Source organism: Planktothrix prolifica NIVA-CYA 540 (assembly GCF_963864145.1).
Taxonomy (GTDB): Bacteria; Cyanobacteriota; Cyanobacteriia; order Cyanobacteriales; family Microcoleaceae; genus Planktothrix; species Planktothrix agardhii.
In genome coordinates this window covers 2,013,631-2,026,204 of record NZ_CAWLTW010000001.1, presented here as the reverse complement: position 1 = coordinate 2,026,204, position 12,574 = coordinate 2,013,631, and the positions used below count along the sequence as shown (strand labels likewise).

Genomic DNA, 12,574 nt, shown 5'->3' with positions numbered 1-12,574 from the left:
CAATTTTAACAATTTTTAATTGTGCTTGCGGAAAACAAAACTCAACTTTTGATTGATAAAAATCTATGCAAATTTACCTCGATCATAGCGCAACCACTCCCCCCCGTGCAGAAGTGATCACCCTAATGCAAACGGTGATGACTGAAAATTGGGGAAATCCTTCTAGTATTCATGAGTGGGGTAACAGAGCCGCGATGATTTTAGAACGATCGAGAATACAGGTGGCCCATCTGATTAACGCTCCACCGGAATCAATTATTTTTACCTCCGGGGGAACCGAATCCGATAATCTAGCCATTATGGGGGTCGCTCGTCAATATTCCCAACCCCAACATCTGATTATTTCTGCGGTGGAACATTCGGCTATTTCTGAACCTGCGAAACTCCTAGAACAGTCGGGATGGCAAATTACTCGCTTACCCGTCGATAGTTACGGACGGATTCACCCCCTGGACTTACAGGCGGCGATTCAACCAAATACGGTGTTAGTCTCGATTATTTATGGCCAGAGTGAAGTGGGAACCCTGCAACCGATTGAAACCCTAGGCAAAATTGCCCAGGCTCACGGGGCTTTATTTCATACCGATGCGGTACAGGTCGCAGGACGTTTACCCCTGGATATGCAGCAGTTACCCGTTGATTTATTATCCCTGTCCAGTCATAAATTGTATGGCCCCCAAGGAGCCGGAGCCTTATATGTGCGGGAAGGGGTACGGTTAACTCCGTTGTTAGCCGGAGGGGGGCAGGAATTTCAACTGCGTTCAGGGACACAGGCTGTTCCCATCCTGGCTGGATTTGGGTTAGCTTGCCAATTAGCAGCCCAGGATATTGTGACAGAAACCTCTCGGTTAATTAGATTACGCGATCGCCTATTTGACTTATTAGCCGATGTGCCGTATTTATTACCCATAGGCGATCCTTTAAATCGTTTACCCCATCATGTTAGTTTTTGTCTTACCCCAAAACACATCAACCCCACCACCTTGACGGGAAAAACCCTAGTCCGTCAACTGAATTTAGCCGGAATTGGCATTAGTGCAGGTTCGGCTTGTAGTAGTGGTAAACTCAGTCCCAGTCCGATTTTATTGGCAATGGGATATGACGAAATCACCGCGTTAGGTGGGATTCGTTTTACCCTGGGACGGGATACCACCGAAGCTGATATTGATTGGACAGCAATGGTTGTGAAACAAGTCCTCAAGCGTTTGATTCCCTGTGTAGCATTAGCAAGATGTTAGGGAACTTCTATATAGCCAGGAGATCCCCCCTAACCCCATTGAGAAGGGGGAAATAGACTTCAAAGTCCCCCTTGTTAAGGGGGATTTAGGGGGATCAAAACCAGGATAAACATAGGGGTTTAGACTGAAAAGCGGGGAAATAGACTTAAAAGTCCTCTTTTTTCTGAGGATTTAGGGGGATAATCAACCTATTTTTCAACAACAGTTAATCATTAATAAATTTAAAATTATGCCAGAATTGCCCAACAATTTAGCAGCAGCCATTGAACAAGCCAAACAAGCAACTAAAGCCGCTTTAGATGATGGTTATAAATTAATTCAAATTGAATTAGTTTTTCCTGAAATTGAACTCGAAGCCCAATCTATAGCCCTAGAATTTATTCCCGTTATTCAAAAACCCGATAATCAATTAGTCGTCTTATTTCCCGATACCGGAGCCGCCGCTTTAGCCCGTCGGGACTGGGGAGAAACCTCTTTTCGAGTCACGGATTTAGGGACTTCTCGTTCTCCGGTAGAAACTCGTTTACAACCCGAAGATCAGCAATTTTTAGTGGTATCTCCTTCTGCGATAGAAGTGGCACAGATGGAAAAATTGTCTCAATTAGCCGGAGATCGCCCAGTAATTTTACTTAATCCAAAACTAGAAGATATTGCTATTATAGGAATAGGATATGCTGCTCGTCAGTTGCGAGAACGGTTTATCAAGACCATTGAATCTTGCTATTACCTTAAGTCCCTAGAAGGTGCAGCACTCAGGCGTTGTTATCCTTCAATGTGGGAAGTTTGGTTAGAAGTGGATGGACAGTACCAGTTAATTACTGAACAACCGACAAAACCCGTCGGCGATGAGTTGGATCTGATTTTGGCACAGGCGACCCCCGGAGGTGACTCGTCAGTGACACAATCTGTACAACGGCCCAAAAAAGGTGTTTTATCTGGACTTCAGAGTTTTATTCGCGCCTTAAGTCGATAATTTCCAGTTTGAAGAACACCTTATGTGTGTGCAATTAAATAAAAAATGCTGACTCGACGCATTGTTATTGGTGATGTACATGGCCATTATGATGGGTTAATGACCCTATTAGATCGTATTGCTCCTAATGCAAATGATCAGGTCTATTTTTTAGGGGATTTAATTGATCGTGGCCCTAAAAGTGCCCAAGTGGTTAATTTTGTCAAAAATAGTCCCTATCAATGTTTACGGGGCAACCATGAACAACTGATGTTAAATGCGTTGCCCGATGAAGGGAAAAATCCTCAAGCTTGGCAGGCTTGGTTATATAGCGGCGGTTTAACGACCATTACCAGTTATCAGGATTTAGGAATTATTCCCAGGGATGACGTGCATTGGATGGCTTCTTTACCTCTATATTTAGATTTAGGGGATGTTTGGCTAGTTCATGCGGGGGTGCATCCCAAAATGTCAATTAAAGAACAAAATGAGGAAGAATTTTGTTGGATACGGCGAGAATTTCATAATATCCCCAAACCATATTTTGCTGATAAATTAATTATTATTGGTCATACCATTACCTTTACTTTTGATGGCATTGAACCGGGACAGTTAGTTCAAGGTCAGGGATGGTTAGGAATTGATACGGGAGTTTATCACGCAAAAAGTGGTTGGTTAACGGGATTAGATATTACGAATAAAAAGGTGTATCAAGTGAATGTGATGCACCATAATCAAATTCGGATTTTACCTTTAAATCGGGCTGTTACCCATTTAAAACCGCCCTCTTTCTTGGCCCGATTGGGTTATGTTAGACCATAAAGATGTGGCAAGAAGTTTTTAGAAAAAGAATCCGTATGTTAAAAAGCTGCAACCACGAGCTATAGCAATCTTAAATGATTTGCGATCAGAATATAGAACCCCACCCTAGCCCTCCCCTTACTAAGGGGAGGGTTGGGAGAGGTCGAGATAGATGGAAATATTACAACTGATTTAGGATTGCTATAGTGATGTTGCAGAATTGACACTCCCACGGGTGAACCGCGTGGGATTCTCCTGTCTAGCCCCGATTGCTCGGTATTCATGGAGTTGCCCCCTACTGTTTCCAGAATTGCTTCACAGCAATATTAGAGGAGAGTACGAGACTCTGAGGAATGCCAAGTACCTCGTCCCAATTGACGGCTACGACTATTACAGTCTTTGGCTCTGCCAAGATTTTTCGGAGCTTTCTGTAGTCAATAGGGATAATCACAGTGGTTGCCTTTTTCTCGCCATTGACAACTTGTTTTTAAGGAGGTCAGAACATCTGACCAGATAAGCGAGGAACATCCTTGCTATACTCTGATAATAGAGTCTTAAATAGAGTATGTCAAGGGAAAAGAAAATTCAGTTTAATGTTAACGAGAAAGAATATGAACGTCTCAAAAGTCATGCTGAATCAGAAGGATTATCAATGGCTGAAGTTCTTAGGGATTACATTAAAACCCTCACACCCCCTAAAGGGGGTCGCACTACATCCCACGACTGAAGTGCGTGGGCTTTGTGCGAGGTTGTTGTAAAGTATTGTTGATTTTTTATGTTATCAGCTAATCTTTTCTCTAAATCATGGTAAGTTTTCCGACAAGGGAAGCACTAGGGTGATTGCCTCCAGAATATTGGGCAATCACCTGTCAACAGTATATCGGGAAGCAAACTAATTATGGAACAATTTTTAAACACCCTAAAAAACATCAATATTGATGTTTCAGGTGTCCCCGTGGGCAAAATTCTTCTAGTCATTCTGATCCTGACAATAACACAGGTATTCAGACGATTTTTGATCGAAGCAATTATTAAACGCATTGAGTATTTAACCCGAAAAACCGAGAGTACACTCGATGATGAATTAATTGCGATTCTCAAACCCGCCTTAAGTTGGCTGATTCTGATTGGTGGATTTTGGCTCGTCAAGGAGATTCTGGCGACAAATATTGGGCCACAATTGAGCGAAGCAATTACTAAAGTTCTCAACTTAATTGTTTTTTTCATCGTTGCTTATGTGATTTATCGCAGTGCTTCGATCTTCGGGCAGCTAATTGCTAACGTCGTGCTGCGGACTGAAACCGAACTCGATGAGTTACTCAGACCATTGATGCCCAAGATTTTTCAATCGACAGCAATTATCGTCATCACAATTAAAGTCAGTGAGATATTTTTAGGACAATCAGCAGCGGCACTCGTGGGTCTATTAGGGGGTGCTGGGATTACTTTGGGTTTGCTGTTGAAAGATATTGTTTATGACTGGTTTTGTACAGTTATTATCTATTCTGATGGTCTCTATCGAGAAGGAGATTGGGTTTCAGTCTCAGGATTACAGGGTTTTGTGCAGATCATGAGTATTGGATTTAGAACTACAACTCTCCATGTCTATCAATGGGGTTCAATTGTGAAAATGCCCAACTCCAGGATGATTACTGGAATCGTAGAAAATTGGTCACAAAATCCGGGTGATGAGTTAAAGTGGGGTATTAGTTTAACCCTCAAAATTGATGGTATTTCAGCCAAGCAAACCGCCAGAATCTGCGATGCTATTCGAGAAATGCCTCCATCTATTCCGGGGTTATCTAAAGAGATGATTGTTCGGTTTAGCAAGATTGAAAATAATGCCCGTGTGATTAACATTGTTGCCTTTGTTAATGATGATAATCTCTACTTTGATGCCGAGAAAAATTTGAACCTAGCTATATTAGAAATGCTAGAACAAGAGGGTATCGATTTCTTGTATGTGGATCTCCGAACCGATCCCGAAAACTATAAACAAAGTCAGAAAGCTGCGAACAATTAAATCTAGCAATTCTATTCAGTCTAACCAACTTTATTCCCATTAACTATGAACACTGTCGTATCTAATTGTCCTCCTCAACTTAATTGTTGCGATCGCCAAACCCTGATTAATTATTTTCAGGAGGCTTGGCAACTCGAAGATATGCTCCTAAAAAGTTTAGTCGGGGAAGACACATTTTATCTGAATCCCGACCCTTTGAGAAATCCGTTAATTTTTTATCTGGGACATTCGCCATCTTTCTATATCAATAAATTAGTTCAGGTGGGATTATTAGAAAAATGTCTGAATCAGGACTACGAAATTCTGTTTGGAGTTGGCGTCGATCCCGAAATACCAGAGGAGTTAAATCAAGCGATCGCCCACATGGAATGGCCAGAAGTTTCCTCAGCTTGGGAATATCGAGAACAAGCCTATAAAATCCTATCAGAATTAATTCAAAAAACGCCGATTACTCTGCCGATTCTTCCCGATTCTCCCCTGTGGGCCTTAATCATGGGAATTGAACACCAGCGCATTCATGTCGAGACATCTTCGATGTTATTTCGCCAGCTTCCCCTAGAGCGAGTCAAACGCCCCTCAAACTGGAAATATGCACCTTCTAAAAGTTATATTCCAGAGAATGAAATGCTCAAAGTTGCCGGGGGAATTGCCCAACTTGGCAAAGATTTTGATGATTCCACCTATGGTTGGGATATTGATTATGGGTCACGCACCGTTGAAGTTGCACCTTTTTTAGCTAGTAAATATCTAATTACCAATAGCGAATTTCTGGATTTTGTTAAGGCGGGTGGCTATGGAAATCAAGAGTATTGGGATGAAAAATCTTGGCAATGGAAAACTGAAAATAATATCCAACATCCAAAATTTTGGATCTCACAAAATGGGAGTTATAAATATCGCGCCCAGTTTGATGAAATTGATTTACCTTTAGATTGGCCTGTGGAAGTCAATTATTATGAAGCAATGGCTTATTGTCGTTGGCAAGGTAAAGATACTCGTTTAATGAGTGAAGCTGAGTACAATCTAGCAACTTATGGTAATGGTTTAGTAGAAGATGTAGACCATTATAATCTCAATTTAAAATTCGGTTCACCGAGTCCCGTCGGAATGTTAGAAACTGCCAAAAGTCCCTCTGGACTTTATGATTTGCGGGGGAATGTTTGGGAATGGTTGAGTGATAATTTAAACCCCCTTTCAGGATATGAACCCCATTTTTTGTATGAAGATAATTCTGCTATCTTTTTTGATACCCAACATCAAATGATGTTAGGGGGATGTTGGATAACAAATGGCACGGAATCTTTAAAATATTACCGCAATTGGTTTCGTCCCAATTTCTATCAACACGCTGGTTTTCGGATCGTTCAAGATATTTAATTAATACAGTCATCAGTGTAGAGACGTGCCATGGCGCGTCTTTACCCGTTAGCAGTTATCAGTAAATAGTCTATTAAACTCTTGACTCTGAAAACGAAATGAGCGACATATTAATTATCTTGGCTGAAGTCAGCCTAGTGATCATTATTTTCCTAGTCTTGATTGCGTTAGTTAGAAATTCATCCCAACTATTAGTTAAATTTTCAATATTTAAAAGTGACGATTCTCGACTTAAAAACCTGCGTCGAAACATCACCCGATTGTTTGTATTGATTGGCTTAGTGTTGTGTATTGTAATTGTCGGTGCGAATAGTTTTTTGCTATATCAAGGTAAAAATATTCAACAATATACACTCAATTTAATTAGCCGTATTCCCCCAGGATTTTGGATTACCTTTGGCATTGGTATTGCTGAAAGTATTGGTGCGGTTATTGTAGCCATAATTGCCCTTAAACTGCTGAAATATTGGCTAAAAATAGCCAGCACTCGCGCCAAAAACATTGAAAGAAGCACCGCCGACGATGAAAGTATAGATGCTTTCTTTACCGCCCTTTATCAAAGAGTTCGAGGCGGAATATGGCTGTGGGTAATAATTTCCTGTACTCAATTTCTCAAATTACCTGCAATCATTTCTGAATATCTCTATATCGCACTGCGAATCTATCTAATTATTGCAGTCGGATTACTGATCCTAAAAGCCGTCGCCGCCATTGTCGATACCCTCGATATTCTCACTCTCAAATACTCCAACTCGGATAACCTGTTGCGATTTTATGCTCGTCTCCAACACCTGATTCCATTATTAAAACGGTGTCTGGAATTTGTTATCTATGTCTGCATTGCCACATTAGTAACACAACAAATCCAATTAATCGCCCAACTCTCTACTTTTGGTCTACGAATTATTAAGATTATTGCCATAGTTTTCTTGAGTCAGGTGTTATCTGAAGTCATCCACTTACTGGTAGAAGAAGTTGTATTTAAAGAGCAGAATTTGACGGAAATTCAAAGAAGTAGACGCTTAACTCTAATTCCCTTATTTAAGAGTTTATTGCAATACTTAGTGTATTTTACCGTTGGAATTTTCATTCTTTATACCCTTGATATTAATCCCACTCCCATATTAGCAGGTGCGGGTATCGTTGGTATCGCTGTGGGTTTAGGAGCCCAGACCCTAATTAATGATATCGTCAGTGGCTTTTTTATTCTGTTTGAAAATTACTATTTAGTCGGTGATTATATTGAAGCGGGGAAAGCCGAAGAAAAAGTAGTAGAGGGTACGGTGGAGGCGATAGAATTGAGAACAACCCGCATCCGACATCCTAATGGTCAATTACAAATTATTCGCAATGGTGATATGGGTTCAATTACCAATTATTCCAAACAATATATTTTTGCAGTAGTAGATGTTAGCGTCCCTTATGATTCTAATTTGGCTCATGTTTATCAAGTTATTGAGGAGGTAGGACAACAGTTAAAAGCCAATTCTACAGATATACTCGAACTCACACAAATTGATGGCGTAGAAAGTCTGAGCGAGTCTAATTTATTGTTACGGACATTAACCAAAGTCAAGCCCGGAAAACATCTTCAGATTCAGCGTATTTTGCGAAAGAATTTTATGGATACCTTGTTACAAGAACGGATTCTACTTCCGGCTAACCCTAAAAGTAGTGAAGATTAATTGGGTATTATTGGGGATGTTATAAATCTTAAAATGTAGCGATCAATTTTGTAGTATGATCGTTTACAGAAACCATAATCACTAATCTAGTCTTGCATAAAGATCACAAAGATTGGCGTTAGCTAACCCAAAACAGCATCCAAACTCGGTAATTTTATCCTAAATTTATCAGGAATAAAAAATTAATAATTTGCACAATTAAACCCAGAACCCTTTATTTTTTTGACCAAAAAAGTATGAGTGATCCTAAACCCAAAATCCGCATCGAACATCTGATCAAGATCTATGGAGAGAATTGCTCTGCCGCCCTGAAGCTGTTTTCACAGGGAGCCAACCGAGAAGCTATCTTACAAGCCACAGGTCAGGTTCTCGGCATTGCCGATGTATCTTTTACCATTAACCCAGGGGAAATTTTTGTGGTGATGGGTTTGTCCGGTTCGGGTAAATCGACTCTTATTCGTTGTATTAATCGTTTGATTACACCAACCCGGGGACACATTTATATTGATGATGAGGATATTGCTTATATAGATGAAAAACGAATTCGTCAAATTCGTCTTACTAAAGTATCAATGGTATTTCAGCATTTTGGGTTATTTCCCCATCGAACCGTCGCGGATAACGTAGAATACGGACTAAAGTTACTTGGGATGAGCAAAACCCAACGCCGGAACAAAGCCTTGGAAGCCTTGGAAGTCGTGGGGTTAGCTCAATGGGCAGACTATCGACCCTCTGCTTTGAGTGGGGGAATGCAGCAAAGGGTTGGGCTGGCTCGTGCTTTGGCAACGGATGCCGAGATTTTGCTGATGGATGAACCGTTTAGTGCCCTCGATCCCTTAACTCGCAGGGAGATGCAGAATGAATTATTACGACTTCAGAAAGAGTTGAATAAAACCATAGTTTTTATTACTCACGATACTCAAGAAGCCCTAAAATTAGGCGATCGAATTGCGGTGATGAAAGAGGGGGTGATTGTTCAACTTGGGACACCAAAAGAACTGTTAAATCAACCGACTAATGACTATATCCGTGATTTTATTCAAGATGTTAATCGCGGGCAAATACTCAAAGCAGGAACCATTGCCCGTCCAACTATTTGTTTAATTATTGGTGAAGATTTGGAGCCAGGAACACTCAAACAGATACAGAAGCAAAACCTCCAGCGCATCTATATACTCAATTCTGATCAAGAACCTATTGGTTTTATTAATCCAGAACAGCTTGATCTAGCAATTCAGCAAGACCTTAAAAATATTACCAATAAATTGATACAAACCAACTTTTCCCAGGTTAAATCCACAGTGCCTTTAGAAGATATTTTTCACCTTTACCGCAACGAACAAAGCCTAGTTGTGGTTGATGAAACCGGAAAATTTAAGGGAGTTTTAGAATCGGCAGATGTCCTTGCTAGTATTAGTAAGTTCACCTAAATAGATTGTAATAATTTACAATTGAAGGGAACAGGCAATAGGCAATAGGCAATAGGCAATAGGCAATAGAAAGAGTTTACCTGCCTCCCCTGCTCCCGCTACCTTGGGGACTGCTATATTATCCCCATTCGTAATTCGTAATTCGTAATTCATAAAGATGATCAAACAACGCCTAAAAAAATCAGTTTTGTTAGTTCTGACAACTATATTTCTGATCGGTTTAATCAGTTTTTCCTCCGGCGCACAAACGACTACAAATTCTGCTCTACCCGGAAATGCTATTACTATTCGTTCAGGGACAAGTGATTGGATTGAGGATTTGTTTCAAACTGAGATTGTTAATATTGGGTTGGGGAGACTCGGCTACAAAACAGCCCCACTGGTGGCGGTAGCCTATCCAGCCCTGTATACCGCCGTCGCTAATGGTGATTTAGATATTGCTCCTGTCTTTGGAGACCCCGGACATAACGAATTTTATAAAAATGCTGGCGGTGAAAAAAAGTTAGAGAAAGTCGGTCTACTTTTTCCTCTCACACAGGGCTATCAAATTGATAAAAAGACTGCCGATAAATATGGGATTACTAACTTACAACAATTTCAAGATCCAAAAATTGCCCAACTATTTGATAGTGATGGAGATGGCAAAGCCGATCTGGTTGGTTGCGATCCCGGTTGGAGTTGTGAGTTAGAAATGAAGCATCATTTGGATGCTTACAAATTGCAGGATACTGTGAAAATCAATCAGGGAAATTATACCGCCTTACTTGCCGATGCCTTAACTCGTTACAAACAAGGAAAACCGTTTTTTTCCTATGCTTATAGTCCTTTCTGGCTGGGTCAGGTGCTAAAAGTCGGTCAAGATGTTATTTGGTTAGAAGTTCCTTTTACTGCCTCTAATATTGAAAATCTTACCGCCAAAGATACATCTGTAAATGGGAAAAATCTGGGGATGGTTCAAGGTAAATATCGAGTGATTGCCAATAGGGAATTTTTGGCAAAAAATCCATCGGTAAAACATTTTTTGGAACTGGTTAAAATTCCTTATGAAGATATGATTCAGGAAAGCTATCGGATTAAAAACGGTGAAAATAAACCCCAAGATATTCGTCGTCATGCCGAAGAATGGGTTAAGCAAAATCAAGACCTTTTTGATGGCTGGTTAGCTCAAATAAATCAGAGCAGTAATAATTTAGTAGAAAATTCCTCAAATATAGGAAATAATACTAACAGCAAAAATCCACAAGGACTGAATATATTACTAAATCCCTTCCAACTTTACACCATTCCTTTAGATAAATGGATTACAGGCGGCATTAATTTCCTGGTAGATAACTTTCGTCCCTTTTTCCAGACTATTCGTATTCCTATCAGTTGGGTATTAACACAAATTCGCGGTTTATTGCTGGCAATTCCCCCTCTGATTTCTTTACTTTTAATTAGCCTGATGACCTGGAAAATTGCCGGACAAGCTGTAGGCATTTATAGCCTGCTTGCCCTAAGCTTAATTGGTTTTGTTGGGTTATGGGAATCCGCGATGATTACCCTTGCCCTAGTGGTTACGGCGGTTATATTCTGCATCATAGTCGGCATTCCCTTGGGTGTGGCCTGTGCCCGGAGCGATCGCTTTGAGCAAGCATTTAGACCCCTGCTCGATGCCATGCAAACCCTACCAACTTTTGTCTATCTAGTTCCCGTGGTGATGCTATTTGGGATTGGAGAAGTTCCGGGGGTAATTGCCACGATTATCTATGCCCTTCCCCCCTTAATTCGGTTTACTAATTTGGGTATTAGACAAGTCTCGGCAGATGTTGTGGAGGCGGCCTATGCTTTTGGTTCAACCCCTGGACAAATCCTGTGGGAAGTGCAAATTCCCCTAGCCATACCAACAATTTTGGCAGGAGTGAATCAAACAGTATTATTTGCTTTGGGAATGTCGGTAATTGCTTCCATGATTGCAGTACCCGGACTTGGTTTAACTGTATTACAAGGAATGGGGCGTTTGGATGTGGGGATGGCCGCAGTGGGGGGATTAGGAATTGTTTTGTTAGCAATTCTGCTTGACCGGATTACTCAAGCCATGGGAAAATCAAATAACTCTTGAGATCTCTATTTTGTAGAGGATTAGCTCTGATATTGAACCCGGCGATCGCTTTCTTCAGCAACAGAATAAGCCTGAATTATTGTGTATAAATCAGTATCTCTTTCTAATAAACAGGCATGACCGCTATCGGGTAAAACCACCATTTGAGCATTAGGTAAAGTTTGGGTTAAAAATCTTGCTTCTAACACAGAAGGTAATAATCTATCAGCACCACTGGCAATTACTAAAACCGGAATATTAACCCGATTCAGATCGGATTCACTGGGTTTAAATAAGCGCAATAATTCTAATCGCCAAACTGAAGTTCCTTGGGGAACGGACTTCATAGCTGTTAATAGGGCTTGACGTTCTGAAGATTCAATCCGTCCTAAAGCTCCTAAAAAGGGCAATAAACCAACAATAGAACTGGGATAAAACCAATCGGGAAGCCATTGGGTTAAATAGGAACCCCATTGTAACCAAGGCTGTTGTTTAATAGATGAAGCGGGATTAACTAAAATTAAACGACTAAACCAATGGGGGGCAAAAATTGTGACTAATAACGCCAAACATCCCCCAAAGGATTCTCCACATAAATAAATCTCCCGTTTGGGGTTAGTTTTACGTTCTATTTCAATTAAATCTATAGTTTTTTTAACTAAGGTTTCCCAGTCGGATTGATCGGTTTGGGGAATAGTTAAACAACGAATTTCAAACGCATCCATTAACCGAGGAATTTGAACTGTGAATAGTTGACCTGTTCCATCCATTCCTGGAAAAAAGAGGAATAGGGGTAAATCGGGTCTGGGATCAGTGGGTTTAAGAAAATTCAAAGTATTTTAGGTGATTCTAATTAATATTCCCCGTTGTTGCGCTTCAGCGCAATCTTAGAGGCTCTAAAGTGCAACAACGAACCTTAGTATATTTTCTTTCGTTGTCGTTGTTAAGGCTCTTAAGGTTGCGCTGAAGCGCAACAACGGTTGTTAGA

The 12,574-nt window shown here is 40.6% G+C and carries 10 protein-coding genes; 9 read left to right on the top strand and 1 reads right to left on the bottom strand.

Features of this window, described 5'->3' with window-relative positions; all coding sequences use genetic code 11:
* Window positions 1-65: 65 nt before the first annotated feature.
* The 9 genes from AC559H_RS09345 (at window position 66) to proX (ending at window position 11,607) form a co-directional block, all read left to right on the top strand.
* The gene (locus AC559H_RS09345; protein WP_026794392.1) at window positions 66-1,238 is read left to right on the top strand and encodes a cysteine desulfurase family protein; all 1,173 of its coding nucleotides are present in this window, start codon (window positions 66-68) and stop codon (window positions 1,236-1,238) included.
* Between the two features lie 229 nt (window positions 1,239-1,467).
* Window positions 1,468-2,211: a DUF1995 family protein gene (locus AC559H_RS09340; RefSeq protein ID WP_026789053.1), complete on the top strand. Its 744-nt coding sequence runs from the start codon at window positions 1,468-1,470 to the stop codon at window positions 2,209-2,211.
* A 45-nt stretch (window positions 2,212-2,256) separates the two neighbouring features.
* Window positions 2,257-3,012 (top strand): metallophosphoesterase family protein, encoded by a 756-nt coding sequence (locus AC559H_RS09335; RefSeq protein ID WP_026789054.1) that lies wholly within the window; start codon window positions 2,257-2,259, stop codon window positions 3,010-3,012.
* 544 nt (window positions 3,013-3,556) lie between these two features.
* Window positions 3,557-3,718 (top strand): ribbon-helix-helix protein, CopG family, encoded by a 162-nt coding sequence (locus tag AC559H_RS09330; protein WP_141292963.1) that lies wholly within the window; start codon window positions 3,557-3,559, stop codon window positions 3,716-3,718.
* Between the two features lie 171 nt (window positions 3,719-3,889).
* Window positions 3,890-5,014 carry a mechanosensitive ion channel family protein gene (locus tag AC559H_RS09325; protein WP_026794391.1) on the top strand — a complete coding sequence of 375 codons (1,125 nt, stop codon included), beginning with the start codon at window positions 3,890-3,892 and terminating at the stop codon, window positions 5,012-5,014.
* A 45-nt stretch (window positions 5,015-5,059) separates the two neighbouring features.
* Window positions 5,060-6,391: a 5-histidylcysteine sulfoxide synthase gene (gene ovoA / locus AC559H_RS09320; protein ID WP_026794390.1), complete on the top strand. Its 1,332-nt coding sequence runs from the start codon at window positions 5,060-5,062 to the stop codon at window positions 6,389-6,391.
* 98 nt (window positions 6,392-6,489) lie between these two features.
* Window positions 6,490-8,076: a mechanosensitive ion channel family protein gene (locus AC559H_RS09315; protein WP_026794389.1), complete on the top strand. Its 1,587-nt coding sequence runs from the start codon at window positions 6,490-6,492 to the stop codon at window positions 8,074-8,076.
* A gap of 236 nt (window positions 8,077-8,312) precedes the next feature.
* Complete coding sequence (locus tag AC559H_RS09310; RefSeq protein ID WP_026794388.1) at window positions 8,313-9,506, top strand: quaternary amine ABC transporter ATP-binding protein; 1,194 nt, start codon at window positions 8,313-8,315, stop codon at window positions 9,504-9,506.
* Between the two features lie 157 nt (window positions 9,507-9,663).
* Window positions 9,664-11,607: a glycine betaine/L-proline ABC transporter substrate-binding protein ProX gene (proX, locus tag AC559H_RS09305; RefSeq protein ID WP_081692355.1), complete on the top strand. Its 1,944-nt coding sequence runs from the start codon at window positions 9,664-9,666 to the stop codon at window positions 11,605-11,607.
* A gap of 20 nt (window positions 11,608-11,627) precedes the next feature.
* Here the strand turns inward: proX and AC559H_RS09300 are convergent, their stop codons facing one another.
* Entirely contained in the window at window positions 11,628-12,419 is a 792-nt protein-coding gene (locus AC559H_RS09300) for an alpha/beta fold hydrolase (protein ID WP_026794387.1), read from the bottom strand.
* Window positions 12,420-12,574 lie beyond the last annotated feature (155 nt).